Below are 17050 nucleotides of genomic sequence, written 5' to 3'. Positions count from 1 at the left end.
TAATTCCCTAATGAAACAGATCTAATGCATCACGAAACAAATTGGGGTTACAGCGCTTTTCAAGCAAGCGGTTCAGGAGCTCCAGCAACTCATGCTCACTGCTCAGGTTAAACTTATGCATAACCGCATACTTATGGGCATAGATCGTCTTTGGCGTAAGCATCATCTCCCTGGCTATGTTTTTGACGGATTCCCCCTTGAAAAGACCGGCCATAATATTGAGCTCACGCTGTGATAACGTTTTATGCTTACAGCTTAAACAGGCTTTTGAAAGGACAGGGATAACAGGCGCACTGTATGCACTCCAGGCCTGGCGCAATACCCTCTTCAACAGATAGAGTGACGCTGAGCGCGACACAAAAAAGGTCTGCTGAATGCAGAGCGGTAAAAACGATGACGATGGCTCTTCCGCTTCGATAATACCAATTATGACGCATTTACGCGCGCATTTTAATTCCGGGAAACAGGTATAATGTTCGCCCTTGCTGAACGCATAAACGATTATTCCCGCCCGAGCAATATTCTCCACATCATAGCCATTGAGAAAATTGACTTTTTTTGTACATTCATTGTTAAAAAAATCTTCAACAAATGACCTGAGGCTATGGTGATATAAAAAATCATCTTCTTTAATTAAAACATTTATCATTTATCAGACCGAGACATAATCGACATTCAACTTTTTTTCAGGCCAAAGAAATCCCTGCATTAAATTGCATCCAGTATTCTGAGCCAAAGAAAACAGTTCGTTATTTTCGATGCCTTCAATAAGCACCTGATCTACCATCATAGCGCAGTAGGCTATCATTGATTGTAAGGCCCGGGGTGTCAATCTGTTTTCCCACAGGCTATTTTTATCTACTTTAACACCATCAAATATGCAAATACGTTCACCCAGCGACGCTAAATGCTCACTTCTAACATCATCCAACCATATCTTTGCACCTGTTTTTTTTATTCTCTGATGCATTATATCAAAACTCTCTCGCTCTTCATTTGTTAGCAAAATAAAATTGCACGGATCTTGTACCTCAATAACGATACCAGAACGCAGGCTGGGCAATATTTCACTGAGCAATTCTGATTGGCATAATAATCTTGCGGGGACGTTAATAAAATAGTCACCCTCCTCTTCACACAGAGGAATTATACGCAACTGCCAGCGCAGCAAACGAGAGCTTGCACTTAAAGACATCTTTTCAAAAAACGTTTCGCAATCAATTCCCTGACGTAAGGTACTTAGCATCTCCCAAGCCTTTATCTTCTTTTCCTGTGAAGAATAGATAGGCTGGAACCGAACACCGCATATAGCATGCTCAAGCATGGAATTAATCAACATGGATGTCTCAAACTTATTATTTTAAAAAAGATATTTCAGCCGTTACTGATAAGTAAAATCTACATTCATTACTGCCTGGAATGTTCCGGCAGTGGAATTTCCTTGTGGCGTAAACATTCTCGCTGACAACGGGAATGTCGAACTGCGCGTGCTGCTGTCGACATTCACCTGCATTGTGCTGTTCACGCTATATGCTGTCGCATGATCCCTGCTGGCAATACGTAATGCCACATTGTTGCTGGTCCCGCTGTTTTTCCACGCCGTGCGATCTTGCGTATCTGCATTACCGGTAAATTTGGCCGTTACGCTGCTGGTGCCTGTGGGACAATTTTGCACCAGCAGATCAAAGTCAGACCAGACGCCACCGTCACCGGCATTGATGAGATTTTGCTTTGTATCTTCCCCCAGATTGACCACTTTAGAAACGGTGCCCGTGTCAACGACACACGGGCTGGCAATGACCTGGCCAGTAACAATGATAGTGGTATCAGCGCAGGTAATTAAAGGGGCTGAACTCAGGAGGAAGGCAAATAAAAAGAGTTTATTATTCATATGATCTAGTCTTTATTGATAACTCATTGTAATAACTATCGCCGTATTAATTGAACCAGGCGTTGTATTACCATGAAGAGAATATGCGCCAACTTTAAACGCCATCGATGCTGTACGGTCACTCTGGACAGTTTTAAAGACTGTAGTGCCAGGACCTAAATAATCACCAGTTACGCCATCATACAAAACAACAGAGGCATTCCCTGCCGTACCTGAATTCTCATAAAGGTTAGGTGAGTCGTGGGATGCAAGACCACCAATATCTGCTCTGACAGTACTTGTGCCTGTTGGGCAGTTTGTGACTGTCAATGTAAACGGCACTGCAGTAAATGATGAGCCAGGAGCTGCGAGTGCTGTTGCCTGAATATTACCTAAATCAACATAAAGGCTGTTTGCTCCTCCGTTGACAATACAGGGTGACGCCACGATATTACCAGTCACGTTAATATTTACCGCATCTGCTGAATAAGACAAAATCGGTATCATTGCGGACAAGCTCAGGACTAAACATTTAATATTCACATTTATCCCCTTATTGATAGGTAATGTTCAACGTTGCTGTTGCATTTGCTGTTCCGGGTAAAACAGCTGATTTAGTCTGATAATAACGTGCCACGATTGGGAATGACTCCAACCCACCGCCAGATTGCTTAAGGAAAACAGTATTATTAAGATTGAGAGGTGTACCTCCATATAATATTTGCACCCCGACACCTTGCGCTACTCCCGGCCCCCCTTGACCCGATAAGGCTAAAACACTTGTATTGACCACATCAGGATTTTGCTGTCCACTCAAAGAAATATTGATATTTGCTCCAGGATTGCACGTTAGTCCGAGAGTCTGGGTAACCTGAGCATTGGCTGGCGTAGTACCTACTGTTGAACCAAAGCTTGTCGCGGGGATATTACCTATTGGGAAACTCAGCGATCCCGAAGAAGTACTACAAGCAAGTGTTGTAATGCTCCCTCCAGTAATATTCCATGTCGCGATGAAAAATTGGTTCGAAATAGATACGTTAGCAATTTGTCCACTGCGAAGTGCACCGGATACAGCGGGAGCGGTTGTCCTTACCAACTCAACTTTATACATATAAGACGCACTATAGCTGCCAATAGTGAACGACATTGGAAAGTAGTGGTGGAAACCGCCGCCTGTATCATTTTCTGAAACACGCACACCATAGCCACTCACGCCTATATCATAGAGGCTGTTCCCCAGAGAACTACCGCTCATCGCTTCCTGGTAAGTATTCGCAGAATCAGTACATGAGTAATTCACATTGTAAATACCCGATTGTGCAGCAACAACCGTTCCCGGCGCCACATCGCGCTGCGCAGTAATGTTACTAAAATTTAAATTAAAGTTTTGCGCAGAGATATTGTTTGTGCAGCCAGCAAAGCTTTCTACGGATATTAACGTCAAAATCAACAGCAAAAAAATTTTAAGCAGATTCATTTTGTTTCCTATCGACAAACAGTACTGACAACCGCAATGTTATTTTTAACATCGGAAGGTTTTAAAACGTATGAGGCTTTACACTGCTTATCACTACCCTCACCCCATTGCGCGATAAGGTCGACCTTCTCGCCTAAGCCTGTGAGATAAACCTGCCCATTATCGCCGACAATAAAGCCGCTATTTTTAATACCACCCACGCTGACAATCGCCCCAAAGGGAATGGGCTGTCCGTTACCGCGCAATAACGTAAACAATGCACGCTGACCAACGTTGGCAGTATATTCAGCGCGAACAATAGCTCCGCGAGTCGGCACAACGGTCCGGGTCGTGAGATCCAGTTCTACATCATCGGACATACTTTCTGGGTCGATTACGATATCGTTTTTACGGTAGACGTTGACGTTATTTACCGTTGTATATCCCCGATAGTCCGTTTTCGCGCCCGTTTGGTTTCGCACCGTCAGACCTTTCGCCCCAGGCACTTTAACCAGGACGTTCGTTTCACCCAGCGGTTGCGATAACGTCACACCGTCAGCATGCGCGATGACGCCACCCTGAATACCATAGTTCAGACGCTCATTATTCTGGTCGTAGCTGTACCCTGCCGTCACCTCACCATAGGTACCCTTGTAATCACCGTTTACGTTGCCGCTGTATCCGACATTATCGCTGCCATAGCCCTGCTGAACGTTCCAGTTCAGGGCATTGTTTTCCAGAGCGGTGCCGTTGATGCCAACCGTATGGGTCGTTCCGCTATTTTTACTGTTATTGACGCTGTAGTTTGCCCACGTCTGCGGCAGGAATTTATCCAGCGGCACGCTGATGTTAAATGCCACCATCCGATCTTTGTCATAGCTCGTAGGGTTACCGTATGTACCAGGCGTCCCGTTACGCGTTGAGGTATACGTCAAACCGTAGCTGATGCCGTTCCAGAAATTGTTATACCCCAGACTCCAGGACTCCATCGCTCGCCCGGAGTTCCAGTAATCTTCGCGAACGGCGCTGGCCATAATCGAGCCTAATGACCCACCCAGAGACTGGTTCATAGTCAGCTCCATACGGTTGCGACGCCGGTTCTGCATCACACCCGTATCGCCATAGGAATCAAGCACTTCCTGCATACCGTAAAAGCCTTTGGTCGAATAGCGGTAGCCTGCAATAGCAAAGTTAGTGCCTGTTTCGACAAAGTTTTTACTGTAGCGCGCGCGCCAGGACTGGCCGCTATCGCTCGGCAGATTTTGCGGGCTAGACCATGCCTGAATGACGTCGACAGAAACTGCGCCGAGGTCACCCATATTCTTGCCCATACCGGCAGCGATCGACTGGTAGTGACTCGACGTTTGACCACCGCCGTACGCCGTTAAGCCATACGGTAAGCCATAGATGCCCGTAATTTGCGCAAACGGTGTCTTGTCTACGCTACCGTTATAGGAACGATATTGCCCACCCGTGACGGCGTACTTAAATCGCCCTTCTCGCTGCAGTACGGGCAGTGAGGCATAAGGGACGGTGAATTGTTGAATGCTACCGTCAGCCTCTTTAATTGTTACCTGCAGATCGCCTGCCCCCCCGGTCGGATACATATCCGTGATCTCGAAGGCGCCAGGCGCAACGTAGGTCTGGTAAATCTCATACCCATTCTGACGAACAATGACCTGCGCATTGGTACGCGCGATACCACGCACGACGGGTGCGTACCCTTTGAGGGAGTCGGGTTGCATATCATCATCGGAGGCCAGCTGCGCACCGCGGAACGGCATACTGTCGAAAACATCAGCAGGCGCAGTGCTGTCCCCGAGGGTCATCTGCGCTTTTAACGGAACGATCGCGCGCTGGGCGTAGGTGTAAACGCTGTCCCATTTGTCCTTGCCATCTTCATCACGTGACCAGGTCGTGTAGTTGCGCAGACGCCATGGCCCGATATTGATTCCCGGACGCAAATTAGCGTACTGCGTGTTGCTGATATCACTGCTCCCGTTGCGCGAGCGGTTGTTGGCGCCACTCAGGCTGTAGTTGAGCAGCACAGCCGTGATTCCTTCATCCCACTGTTCTGGTGGAACGTATCCACGCGCCTGACGAGAAATGGCCGCCTGCGGGATGCTGATAAGCAGACGCTGTGCGCCAAACTGGAATTCAGTGGATCCGGAAGGTATCGCGTGCAGGTTTGCACAACGTTCGTTGTTCACCGCAAGCGCCGGAAAAAGCTCGGTTTTTACGCCCCACTCTTTAAGCTGCTCCACGGTCAGACAAGGTTCTAATTTCCCCTCATCATTGGGAGCACCAGAGGTTTTGAATTCGATATCGCGCGTATCAACAAGTTCGTTATCCAGCATCACATCGACGTGATAAGTTCCCGGCGCCTGCGAGCCCGCTTCAAACGCAGCGAGATCGGCTTTACCTCCATTTTGCGGATTATCGAGCTCAACCAGGTCCGGGTTGAAGTAATCACGCGCCATGGCATTCTGCATTGAGCCAGCAAGGGCAAATGCAATCAGTAAAGCCAATCGCGCAGGTTTAAAATTTTTATATTCCCTTACTATCATCATTCACGTCACCTTGGAAACGACATTCCAAAACCAATTATTTTCACAAGCTTGCGCTTTGCACGTCACTCACCGCTCCATAATCATTAATGACTTTATAATTAACAGAGGTTGAGTTAGCGCCAGCAGGCAGCGTTAAATTCATTGATTCCCCAGGAAGTACATACGAAACATTTTCAATTTTTTTACCGCCCAGACTGATTTCATTAAAGTTAATGACATAGCTGGTTGGGTTGGTAACCTGAAGTTGATTACCATTTCGACGCCAGGTTAACTGATGACTCAACTCCTGCGGCTGCTGAGACTTTAAGCCTGCAGGACGGTATATCAGCTTAATGCGCGTTTTAATCGCTATTTGCAGCGTATTATCTTTTTTGGGCGCTGACGGTATCGCTTTAATATTCAGCCAGTAGAGACTTTCCTTATCCTGCGGCAAGTTGCCGGTCACCACGACACGCTCAATGTTTTGCTGACCGCCATCGAGTCGATACAACGGAGGGGTAATAATAAAAGGAGCTTTCTCAGCGCCACCATTTAATGTCTCAACCCATGACTGAATAAGATACGGCGTCTTATCCGGGTTGTTAACATCAATGGAAGCTTCTTTTTTATTGCCATCATAGACGACACGCGTTCCGCCAATAATAACACCCGCATTGGCGGCGGACACGCTTGCTGAAATCACTGCGCAGGCAATTAAAGTTTTGCTAAGAAAATTCATTTTACACCTCGATAAAAAAGGGCCGTATACCGGCCCTCATATATTTTTCCGGTCAGGAAGATTACTGGTAGCTAACGGAGAAGTTCGCTACACCGTTTGCTGGACCTACGCCAACAGTTGCAGACGTTGCTTCGTACTGAGCAAAGAAGTCCAGCGTGTTTGGTACAGTTTCAGCCAGGCTGTAAACGTGGGAGTTAACGCCCGCCAGCGGCAGGTCCTGGCTGTCAGCCGTCATCAGGTTAATAGCAACGCCCGTTGCGCCACCGGTTACAGCCAGCAGGTTGGAGTTTGCTGGGTCCGCAGAGCCGTCAAACTTGATGGTTGCGCCTGTTACGGTTGCCGGGCAGTCGGTCAGCACGATTGAGAATTTAGTCGCAGCAGTTTTATCGCCAGCAGCGGTAAATTCAGATTTGCTGTAACGGCCCAGATCAACGGTCTGGTTTACAGAACCCGCGTCAACGGTGCACGCTGCATCGATGATTTCACCGGTGAAATTGACGGTACCAGCAGAAGCGAATGCATTAGACATGGTCAGAGCAGCAGTCGCAGCGAAAGCAGCAGCAATAATATTCTTTTTCATGATTTGATTTCCTTAATAACTTTATAAATTACCGAAATTTAGGCAGCAACATCCAGATGGATTTAGGCCATTTATTTTTTGCGCCAGATATCTCATTTCCAACGTGCAGTAAGCAGAACGCAAAGATATTTATTCGATAACTTTGTTTTCACCCTCTCACTTGCTGAAGCGAAATTTACAGAAGTTTAATTTTTTCGACAATTGATTTTTAGCCCAACAGTAGACTTTAATCTTAACTATTCTTTAACACGTAAAATTTGTTTAATTGGGCCATTTCAAATTATTAAATATTTGTTAATGGTCGAGTCCATTATGAAATCAACCTATTATTTATTTATACTCCCCTCGGATAGATAATCTCTGACGCATCTTTTGACAAACATAAAGAGCGTCTGGAGGGATTAATATGAATACTAAAATGTCAACGGGAGAAATCACTGAGGTTACTCGTGCGCATGCATTTAAGCCCGTTGATGATATCAATAAAATTATTGAACAAATCGCTCCCTTTGCCACGCGTTTTAATGCGAATAAAGGCGAAGTCCTGCGCTATCATTCCGGTAAAAAAAGAACCTGTTACATACTTCATCAAGGTGGTGTCACGCTGAACCGTCGAGGGGATGGTATGGTGCTTAACTCTGAACAAGCGACTTTCATTATGGGTATCAGTAATCAGTTCTCACAGACCGAAAACCTGTACGTCAGAGTGAATGAAAATGCTGTGATGAGCCGCCTTTCTCTGGAACGTTTCAATCTGCTGATCGAGAGTTTTGGACTGTGGGAGAGTTTGTGCAAATTAGTGATTTACACCGCTTCTCGCGTTTACGAGCACTGCACATTGATCTCACAAATGTCCTCATATGAGATAATCCGGTTCCAGTTGCTTGAACTGATGAACGAATCGGAGCGTATCCGCAGCAATATTACCGCAGCGAATTACATCCAAAGCAGAACCTACCTGTCTCGGAGCGGCATAATGCGGATCCTTGCAGAACTTCGGGATGCGGGATGCGTTGAACTTAAACGCGGTATCCTGATTTCTATCAATCACTTACCTTTGAAATACTGAACAAAACTGGCGCTTAGGGAGACTCGGCAGGATCCACGCTATACTGAACCCCATGACTACTGGAAGGTTTGACGGACAGGCGCGCGTATGCTCGATGAGTTCTCCACAAAATGGGTATGTGATCCTTCATCAGCGACAAATTTGCTGATCGATTATCTTCAACACGGTTCAGATTTAAAAAAAGTGCTGCCACGCCGTCGATTAAATTTTGTGGTTGGCAATGAGCGTCTCTGTTATGTATTGCTCAAAGGACGTGTCATGATACACCGTAGCAACCACGATTTAGCGATGGCTACGGTTCAAGGGCCCGCGGTGATCGGCCTCAGCAATTTGCATCAGACCCAGATGCGCGGCTATATCAAGACATTCAATAACTGTGACATCGTCATCCTTAAAATGGATTTTGTTAATGAGACGGTTAAGCGTCATAACCTTTGGGAGCCCCTGGCATATCATCTGATGAGCCTGGCAGGTAAGCTCTTTCACAGTTATGAAGATTTAACGGGCCCTTCCGCTTATGATATTGTCATCGCCCAACTTTATGCGCTCTCAAACGAAGAACCCTCGTTCAGGCTCAGTGTCACTGCTGAAAGCTATATCAGAGATAAAACCCACCTGTCCCGGAGTGGCGTGATGCGTATACTCTCGGCATTAAAAGAAGGGGGCTATATCGACATGCAAAGAGGTGTGTTACTTAATATTAATAAGTTGCCTGAAAAATTTTGATTGAGCATTGCCAGGTTATACATAATCGTTTTCCAGGAAGTCGCGAAGCTGGTTGGGTTGGCTCTTTTTCTCCATCAACCTTCTCAGCAATACGATCAGCTCGTAATCGCTGCGCAGATTAAATTTTTGCATCATCATATATTTATGGGTAAAGACCGTTTTCTCGCTCATCTCCAGCGCGTGCGCGATCTGCACAACCGACAGCCCTCTGTAAAAATTCACCATAATGCGAATTTGTTGCCGGGATAAACCTTTATGCTGGCAGTCGAAACAGCTCCTTTTAGTCCACTTGTAACCCGGTAGTTGTGTCCTGAACCACGCGAGAAACAGTTCACCACTGATACGATCAAGCGATGCACGGCGAGAGAGAAAAATGATGTCCTGAAAGCAGGAGGGCGACGCGGAAAATCGCAGTTCGTCGTCGACGAAGCCTATCACAATCCCTTTTTTCCGGGCCAGTAACTCGGGAAAACAGGTCAGTGTTTCACCCTGACACAATGACAGAACAATAATATCGGCCTGACTGACGTTTTCATGGGTCAGGTCAAGATTAAAGGTGATGACGCGATTAAAGTTTTGCTTAAAAAAATTCTCTAAAAAGTTCTGTAGCCCAGCCTGAAAAAACAGATCCGTTTCCTGAATCAGGATATTTAACATAGTTCCTACCAACGTCTTTAATAGATACGTATCACTGTCATTTAGTTGTACTGCATGGTCATCACAACAACGGCACTGATGCTTCCGGGCGTAACACCGCCTGAAGCGGATTTGACCCAGGCCTGCATGGGCATCGTGGCAGTGCTGTCTGCCGCAATAGCCTTTGTGATACTGGAGACCGTTCCTTTGAGCGAGCCGGTCGCGGCGTCACTCATCGCGACGGCAACGCCAGTGGCCGTTCCGCTGTTCATGTAGTAGTCCGCGCCTGCTGCGGGATCCGGGTTACCTGCGAACGTCACCGTGACGCTGCGGGTTCCCAGCGGACAGCTTGTAAAGAGCAGATTGAACGCAACCGGATCGGACGTGGATCCTGGCGTCGCCATATTGGAAGCCTGAATATTGCCGAGGTTAATATCCAGATTCGTATTCCCGCCATTAAATATGCAGGGCGATGCCACGATATTCCCCGTTACGCCGATATTGACCGCATCGGCGGAAAACACCTTCCAGCTCAACAGGGCAAGCAGGAGCGTTTTTTTGTGCGCTATTTTCATCTTCTCACCTGCTACTGGTAGGTTATATTAAGCGTGGCCGAGGCGTTGGCCGTTCCTGACTCAACGGTCCCCAGCGTTTGATAATAACGGGCCGTTAACGGGAGCGTTTCGACTCCACCCGCGGACTGTTTTAAGAGCAGGCGACTGTTCATGGCCAGCGGCGTACCGTTATAGATGAGCTGAACGCCCACCCCTTTTGCCGTTCCTGGATTACCCTGCCCCGTCAGGGCCATCACGCTGGTATTGCCGCTATCCGGATTTTGAATGCCGCTCAACGTGACGTTTATATTGGTCCCGGCGCTGCAGTTTAATCCGAGGTTCTGCGTATTTTGCGCGCCTGCCGGCGACGTTCCCACACCGCCAGTAAAGGAAGAGGCGGGTATATTTCCAATGGCGAAGGTTAATTGTGGCGTATTAATCGTACACGTCAGGGCATTGATCGTGCCGCTGGTCAACTGCGTTGTCAGGCCATCGCGATAAATAGCGTCGCTGCCCTGAAGGGTTACCACGCCGATGACGCCGGGCGTGAGCGCCCCGGATGAAACCGGCCCGGTCACCACCAGTTCAATTTTTCCGCCATACCAGTCGACGTAGGAGGTTTGCGCGTTGTATGAGAAGGTATTGCTCGGGTTATCAAAATAGTTGTTCGATGAAAATCGAATCCCAATCCCGCTGACGTTGGTATTGTAAACATGATTCCCATAGGTGCTGAGCGTGGCGCCGTTATACCGCATGCTAAAACCCAGCATTAATGGATTGCTGCAGCCGGTCAGATAGGACCCCGTATTTGACGCCGCACCGGAGAATATCACCGTTCCCACAGGCGCATCGCGCTGCACGTTGAGGGTGCCCACCGACAGCGAAGACGTTTGCGGCACGATCGTCGTGCACGTCCCGGCCCAGGCACCATTCCAGCCCGCCAATAAGCAGAGCAACAGCAAAAATTTCATCGTTTTCATCTTAATGTTCCCGACGGCAAAGGGCGTTAACGAGGGTGACGCCACCATAGGTGGCCTGTTTCGGCAGGGTGAAATCCGCGCGACACTGCTGGCCGGACTGATTTCCCCACGCCACGACCAGCGTCCCCTGCTCGCTCATGCCGGTTAAATAGACTTGTCCGCGATCGCCGACGATAAAACTACTGTGACCGTCTCCGGCGAGCGTCACCATCGCCCCAAATGGAACGAATCGACCGTCGTCCATCAGGGTCATCAGCACCTTGCGCCCCACTTTAGAGAGATAATCTGCCCTGACCACCGCGCCTCGCGTTGGCGTGACCGCGCGCGTATTGATTTCCAGTTCCACGTCGTCAGGCATATTTTCCGGATCGAGCGTGAGGTCGTTTTTGCGGTACACGGAGAGGTTGCTCACCACCGTATAGCCCCGGTAGTCCGTTCGCATACCGGACTGGTTTCGAATATCCACCCCGTGGGCGCCGGGTGCCTTAATCAGGGCATTGGTTTCCCCCAGTGGCTGGGAAAAGGTGATGCCGTCCGCGTGGGCCAGGATGCCCCCCTGCAGGCCGTAGTTCAGACGCTCGCTGTTCCTGTCGTAGCCATAGCCCGCCGTCACTTCGCCGTAGGTCCCTTTGTAATCCCCGTTCATGTTGCCGGTATATCCCACGCCGTCCGTGCCGTAGCCCTGCTGCACGTTCCAGTTAAGGGCGTTGTTTTCCAGGGCCACGCCGTTCATGCCCAGGCTGTGCGTAGTGCCGTTATTCTTGCTGGCGTTCATGCCATAGTTCGCCCACGTCTGCGGGAGGAATTTCTCCAGCGGCACGCTGACGTTAAATGCCAGAAGCTGGTCGTGGTCGTACGTTTTACTGCTCCCGGTGCCATACGAGGCTGCGCTGGCGTTTTTGCTGTATGTCCAGGTCACGCCATAGCTGATGTTATGCCAGTAGTTGTTATACCCGACGCTCCAGGACGCCATTGATTTGCCCGAATTCCAGTAGTCTTCCCGCGCGGCGCTGAGGGTCAGGGACCCCAAATCCCCGCCCAGCGTCTGGCTCATGGACAATTCGGCGCGGTTACGCCGCCTGTCCTGCAGCGCGGTACTGTCTCCCCAGGAGTCCAGCACTTCCTGCATTCCGTAGTAGCCGCTGGTCGAATAGCGATACCCCGCAATCGAAAAGTTTGTTCCGGTATCAATAAAGTTCTTGCTGTACCGCGCGCGCCAGGACTGGCCGCTGGTTTTGGCCGTGTTATCCGGCGTAGACCAGGCCTGGGTTACGTCGGTGGAGATCGCACCAAAATCCCCCATGTTTTTACCCACCCCAACGGCGAGCGACCGGTACTTGCCCGATCCCTGCACGCCGCCGTACAGCGTCAGGCCCTGCGGGAGACCATAAATACCGGTCAGTTGCCCGAAAGGCGTCTTTTCCACGCTGCTGTTATAGGCGCGATACTGGCCGCCCGTGATGGCATACTTCAGACGCCCTTCGCGTTGCAGCACCGGCAGAGAGGCGTAAGGCAGGGTGAAATGCTGTTCGCTTCCATCCGCTTCTTTGATTGTCACATCCAGATCCCCGGCACCGCCCGTCGGGTACATGTCTGTTATCTCGAACGCCCCAGGGGCGACGTAGCTCTGGTAGATCTGATAGCCATTCTGGCGCACCACCACTTGCGCATTCGTGCGCGCAATACCGCGAACCACGGGCGCGTAGCCTTTCAGGGAATCCGGCAGCATGTCATCGTCGGACGCCAGCTGGCCGCCGCGAAAAGGGATACTGTCAAACACGTCAGCCGGGGAGGAGCTGTCGCCGAGCGTCAGCTGCGCTTTCAGGGGAATAACGGCCCGCTGCGCATAGGTGTAAACGGTGTCCCATTTATCCTGACCCGACGCATCCCGGGACCAGGTGGTGTAGTTGCGCAGGCGCCACGGCCCAATGTTGATCCCCGGACGCAGGTTGGCATACTGGCTGTCCGTTCTGTCAGCCCCTCCGGTCTTCGCCCAGGAGTTGGCCCCGCTCAGGCTGTAATTGAGCATGGCGGCATTGATGCCCTCGTCCCACATTTCTGGTGGCACATAGCCACGCGCCGGTATATCAATAGCCGCCTGCGGAATACTGATAACCAGACGCTGCGCGTTGAACTGGAAATCCGTCGAGGCCAGTGGAATGGCCTTAAGATTGGCACAGTCGCTTTTCGCTGAGACCAGCTTTGGAAAGAGCGCTGTCTTAACGCCCCACTGTTTTAATTGTTCAATGCTCAGGCATGGCTGTAATACGTCATTTCCATCAGGCGTTTTTGCTGCGGCAAAGGTAATATCTCGGGTCTCCATGAGCTGATCGTCAAGAATAATATCAACATGGTACGTCCCCGGTGCCTGAGAGCCTGATTCAAATGCGGATAAATCGGCTTTCCCCATCCCTGGGTTATCCAGCTCGACCAGTTCGGTATTAAACGTTTCGCTGGCATAAAGCGTGGGAGAAGACCCCGTCATTGCCAGGGCGATGAGTGTCGCCAGGCGTCGAGGACGTACTTTATATTGCTGTATTTTCATTGCTGATAACCTGAGTAATGCGGGTATTACCGTTTGTCAAAATCACAAACTGGCTTGATGCAACGCGCCGGGGCTTCCATAATCGTTGATAACTTTAAACGTCAACGTATTTCCGCTGGTTCCATGAGGTAACGGGAACCGGGCCGACGCGCCAGGTAATACATACGAAACATCATCCAGCTTTTTTCCGCCCACAGATATTTCATTAAAATTGATGACATAAGGTGTCGGATTCGTAACCTGAATTTCATTCCCGTTGCGTTGCCACGTTAATTTTCCGGCCTGACCTTCAGGCGTTGACGCGTGAAGATTAGCCGGGCGATAAATCAACTTGATACGCGTTTTCACCGCAATTTGCAGTGCGTTAGCCTGTTTCGTTGCAGAAGGAATGGCTTTTATATTGAGCCAGAATAAACTTTCTTGTTCCTGAGGGAGTGAACCAGTCATAACAATGCGTTCGATATTTTTCTGGCCACCATCCAGTCGATAAAGCGGAGGCGTAATGATAAAAGGCGCTTTATCTGTTTTTCCCTCCGGCGCATCAATCCACGACTGAATTAAAAAGGGCGCGCTATCGGCATTGTCCACGCTAATGGTTGCTTCTTTTTTTGCACCGTCGAAAATAACGCGGGTGCCGCCAATAATGACCCCGGCATTGGCGATTGAAAATGTCAGCGGTAACGCTGCTGCGGCCAGACCGATTGTTGTGATAAAACGCATTGAATACCTCATAAAACAAAGGGGCCGGGTGGCCCCATACTGATTACTGCAAAAGACTTAGTTATAAATCACAGAGAAGTTAGCAACCGAGTTAGCCGGGCCCGCGGTCACTGATGCCGCAGTCGAAATATACTGGGCATAGAAGTTGAGCGTATTATCAGCGGTGCTGCTCAGCGCATAGGTATAGCTGTTGCTACCATGCAGCGGCAGATCGGCCTTATCCGCCGTCATCAGGTTGATGGCCACGCCCGTTGCTGCTCCCACAACGGAGGAATCAATCGCCAGCAGGCTTGCGTTGGTTGAATCTGGCGTGCCGTCAAAACGCACCTTCGCGGAGGTAACGGTCACCGGGCAGTTTTTCAGTACGATATTGAACTGCGTCGCTGCGGTTCGGGAACCCGTTGTCGGGAATTCCGTTTTGTAATAATCGCCGAGGACCACAACCTGATTCTGGGATGCCACATCCACATCGCAGGCATTATCCAAAATATTACCGTTAAAATTAACCGTACCTGCCGCCGCGAAAGCCTGAGTCATTGTCAATGCAGAGCCTGCCGCAAACATGGCAACAATAATTTTCTTTTTCATAAAGCCATTTCCTGTATTACTTTATTTATTACTGATATTCAGGCAAAACAGACGTTCCTCATTCTGCCATTCTTTTTTTAGAGGCCATCAGAAACAAAATATCACTCTCATCGTGTCGAGCGTTTCAGATGGGTGTTTCTGTCGACGAGTCAAAATTTATACAACTCTTTTGTGCGAGACAATCTATTTTCAGGTCTAGCTGTAGACTGGAGTTTAACAAAAAACAAACATTTAGATCGTTCACTTTATCGCCAGTCTACTTTTAGACTTTCGCCCTTTAACGATAAAATTCATAACGTTAAGATACTCAACCCTTCCGGTCTATTATTAGACTTCCGAGTATTATTCCCTGCTTCGCTGCTTTTTAAGATAATTCTCCACGCTGATTGAAAAACGATCGCATCTGTTGAAGTGAGGTATATTATGAACACGCGAATTGCAGCCGTATTAGACAATGAGAAATCGTCAGTGCTGGGATTAAAACCCTTAAGGCACATAGAGCGTATAATTGATAATGTCCTTCCTGGTGCAGAGAAAATCATTCTTTCGAAAAGCGAAGTCGTACAATATTACCGAAATGACGAACGCCAATGTTTTATGCTGTTACACGGCAGCGTGGCGCTGCACCGCCGCGGCGACGGCATTGTGTTAAATTCAGAATCAGCGCCTTTTATACTGGGTGTCAGCAGTCAGTTTTCATCGGAACATCTTTACGTTAGGGCGCTGGAGACATCCGAATTAGCAAGCGTACCGCTGGAAACGTTTAACAACGTGGTTGCACAGCACGATCTCTGGGAACACTTTTCTAAATTGCTGATCTACACGGCATCGCGGGTGTACGAGCACTGCGCGCAAATATCACAGATGTCCGCCTACGATATCATCCGCTTTCAGCTGGTTGAATTAATGCAGGAGCCTGAGGCAATTCGACAAAACATCACCGCAGCGGCTTACATTAAAAGCCGTACCTACCTTTCCCGCAGCGGAATTATGAGGATTCTGGCAGAACTGCGTACGGGGAAATACATCACCATGGACCGTGGCGTGCTGATAGAAGTTAACCATTTACCCCGGAAGTACTGAAAGCACAATAATATCTGGAGATAGCGCGAGAGAAGAGCGAAACTATAAGCATAAGATTATCTTCCAGGTTTACGGCTATGTCCTCTACAGATAAATCGTCTCGCGGCTCCCCTTACGCCCAGGAACTGATCGCGCATCTGAAGCCTTATTGCACCGTGCGTCGAACGGGCCGCGGTGAACGACTTAACCTTGAGGTTAACGGTCAGGGGCTCTGTTATTTAATCCTGGAGGGGACGATTGCCATCTACCGCAGCAGCGATAGCATGATGCTTTCTACCGCCCGCAGCCCTGCCCTGTTTGGTCTTGCTAACCTGACGGACATCTATTTCAATGATTACCTCGTCACGGTAAGCCCTTGCCTGATTGGCAGTATCCCTACTGAACAGGTGGCTGACATTATCAAAGAAAAAGGGCTATGGGGCCTGCTCTCCAGACAACTGATGTTTGTCTATAGCCGGCTTTATAACAACGTGATGCCGCAGGGCGCACCGACGGCGTATGAGATGATTCGCCAGCAGCTCATAAAGCTGATGGAGGAAGATGAAAGTTATCGCAGCAGCGTAACGGCGGAAAGGTATATTCGGGAGAAAACCCAGCTCTCCCGCAGCGGCGTGATGCGCATTCTGGCGGATTTAAAAACCGGCGGATTTATCGAAATGGAAGAAGGCAGGCTTATTAAAATCAACAAGCTTCCCGCTAAATACTGAATGTCAGACACAAAAAAGGCCGCACTCGCGGCCTGTTCAACATCACTCACTCAATGGACGTGAACGCCCAACCGCCAGGCAAAGTAGATCTCTTCTTTTAGTTCATTCGAAGAGAGCGCCAGCAGATCCGTGAACTCCAGCTCAAGCTGTTTCAGCTTTTTCAGGTACTGCGCCGGAGACAGGTTGCTCTTATCGCGACGTAAATATTCAATTGCCAGCTGTGTTGGGGTTATTTCAGTATCCATGAT

At 49.0% G+C, this 17050-nt stretch carries 19 protein-coding genes; 4 read left to right on the top strand and 15 right to left on the bottom strand.

Going from position 1 to position 17050, the window contains the following annotated elements:
* Nucleotides 1-7: 7 nt before the first annotated feature.
* From IM291_RS02285 to IM291_RS02250, 8 genes are all read right to left on the bottom strand, one after another.
* The gene (locus tag IM291_RS02285; protein ID WP_049000795.1) at nt 8-649 is read right to left on the bottom strand and encodes a LuxR C-terminal-related transcriptional regulator; all 642 of its coding nucleotides are present in this window, start codon (nt 647-649) and stop codon (nt 8-10) included.
* 3 nt (nt 650-652) lie between these two features.
* Nucleotides 653-1324, bottom strand: coding sequence for an EAL domain-containing protein (locus IM291_RS02280; protein ID WP_226840245.1), 672 nt, complete (start codon nt 1322-1324; stop codon nt 653-655).
* A gap of 57 nt (nt 1325-1381) precedes the next feature.
* Entirely contained in the window at nt 1382-1891 is a 510-nt protein-coding gene (locus IM291_RS02275) for a fimbrial protein (RefSeq protein ID WP_192986018.1), read from the bottom strand.
* 12 nt (nt 1892-1903) lie between these two features.
* Nucleotides 1904-2413: a fimbrial protein gene (locus IM291_RS02270; protein WP_127334662.1), complete on the bottom strand. Its 510-nt coding sequence runs from the start codon at nt 2411-2413 to the stop codon at nt 1904-1906.
* A 10-nt stretch (nt 2414-2423) separates the two neighbouring features.
* Entirely contained in the window at nt 2424-3347 is a 924-nt protein-coding gene (locus IM291_RS02265) for a fimbrial protein (protein WP_072058753.1), read from the bottom strand.
* An 8-nt stretch (nt 3348-3355) separates the two neighbouring features.
* A complete protein-coding gene (locus tag IM291_RS02260; RefSeq protein ID WP_192986016.1) occupies nt 3356-5896 on the bottom strand; it encodes a fimbria/pilus outer membrane usher protein in 2541 nt (846 codons plus the stop codon).
* Nucleotides 5897-5936: 40 nt separating this feature from the next.
* Nucleotides 5937-6614, bottom strand: a complete 678-nt coding sequence (locus IM291_RS02255) for a molecular chaperone (protein ID WP_192986014.1) — start codon at nt 6612-6614, stop codon at nt 5937-5939.
* Nucleotides 6615-6675: 61 nt separating this feature from the next.
* Complete coding sequence (locus IM291_RS02250; RefSeq protein ID WP_028012852.1) at nt 6676-7194, bottom strand: fimbrial protein; 519 nt, start codon at nt 7192-7194, stop codon at nt 6676-6678.
* 406 nt (nt 7195-7600) lie between these two features.
* On the opposite strand from IM291_RS02250, the gene IM291_RS02245 reads away from it, so the two are divergent.
* Together IM291_RS02245 and IM291_RS02240 are read left to right on the top strand one after the other, a co-directional pair.
* Nucleotides 7601-8263, top strand: coding sequence for a winged helix-turn-helix transcriptional regulator (locus IM291_RS02245; protein ID WP_192986013.1), 663 nt, complete (start codon nt 7601-7603; stop codon nt 8261-8263).
* Between the two features lie 87 nt (nt 8264-8350).
* Nucleotides 8351-8989: a winged helix-turn-helix transcriptional regulator gene (locus tag IM291_RS02240; RefSeq protein ID WP_082697278.1), complete on the top strand. Its 639-nt coding sequence runs from the start codon at nt 8351-8353 to the stop codon at nt 8987-8989.
* Between the two features lie 15 nt (nt 8990-9004).
* Here the strand turns inward: IM291_RS02240 and IM291_RS02235 are convergent, their stop codons facing one another.
* The 6 genes from IM291_RS02235 to IM291_RS02210 are packed head-to-tail and all read right to left on the bottom strand — an operon-like array spanning nt 9005 to nt 15012.
* The gene (locus tag IM291_RS02235) at nt 9005-9646 is read right to left on the bottom strand and encodes a LuxR C-terminal-related transcriptional regulator (protein WP_045261558.1); all 642 of its coding nucleotides are present in this window, start codon (nt 9644-9646) and stop codon (nt 9005-9007) included.
* A 41-nt stretch (nt 9647-9687) separates the two neighbouring features.
* Complete coding sequence (locus tag IM291_RS02230; RefSeq protein ID WP_192986011.1) at nt 9688-10200, bottom strand: fimbrial protein; 513 nt, start codon at nt 10198-10200, stop codon at nt 9688-9690.
* Nucleotides 10201-10211: 11 nt separating this feature from the next.
* Nucleotides 10212-11159 (bottom strand): fimbrial protein, encoded by a 948-nt coding sequence (locus IM291_RS02225; protein ID WP_192986009.1) that lies wholly within the window; start codon nt 11157-11159, stop codon nt 10212-10214.
* Between the two features lies 1 nt (nt 11160).
* Complete coding sequence (locus IM291_RS02220) at nt 11161-13704, bottom strand: fimbria/pilus outer membrane usher protein (RefSeq protein ID WP_192986007.1); 2544 nt, start codon at nt 13702-13704, stop codon at nt 11161-11163.
* A 42-nt stretch (nt 13705-13746) separates the two neighbouring features.
* On the bottom strand, nt 13747-14424 hold the full coding sequence (locus IM291_RS02215; protein ID WP_192986006.1) for a molecular chaperone: 678 nt from the start codon (nt 14422-14424) through the stop codon (nt 13747-13749).
* Nucleotides 14425-14481: 57 nt separating this feature from the next.
* Complete coding sequence (locus IM291_RS02210) at nt 14482-15012, bottom strand: fimbrial protein (RefSeq protein ID WP_192986004.1); 531 nt, start codon at nt 15010-15012, stop codon at nt 14482-14484.
* A gap of 423 nt (nt 15013-15435) precedes the next feature.
* Here IM291_RS02210 and IM291_RS02205 point away from each other — a divergent pair, with 423 nt between their 5' ends.
* Nucleotides 15436-16095: a winged helix-turn-helix transcriptional regulator gene (locus IM291_RS02205; RefSeq protein ID WP_049000776.1), complete on the top strand. Its 660-nt coding sequence runs from the start codon at nt 15436-15438 to the stop codon at nt 16093-16095.
* Nucleotides 16096-16172: 77 nt separating this feature from the next.
* Nucleotides 16173-16802, top strand: coding sequence for a helix-turn-helix domain-containing protein (locus tag IM291_RS02200; RefSeq protein WP_045261565.1), 630 nt, complete (start codon nt 16173-16175; stop codon nt 16800-16802).
* Nucleotides 16803-16852: 50 nt separating this feature from the next.
* Here IM291_RS02200 and IM291_RS02195 read toward each other — a convergent pair whose 3' ends face one another.
* Nucleotides 16853-17047: a YdiH family protein gene (locus IM291_RS02195; RefSeq protein WP_003857766.1), complete on the bottom strand. Its 195-nt coding sequence runs from the start codon at nt 17045-17047 to the stop codon at nt 16853-16855.
* Nucleotides 17048-17050 lie beyond the last annotated feature (3 nt).

The sequence above is a fragment of the Enterobacter cloacae complex sp. P27C genome (assembly GCF_014895705.1).
Classification (GTDB): Bacteria; Pseudomonadota; Gammaproteobacteria; order Enterobacterales; family Enterobacteriaceae; genus Enterobacter; species Enterobacter bugandensis.
This window is presented reverse-complemented; position numbering and strand designations above follow the sequence as displayed.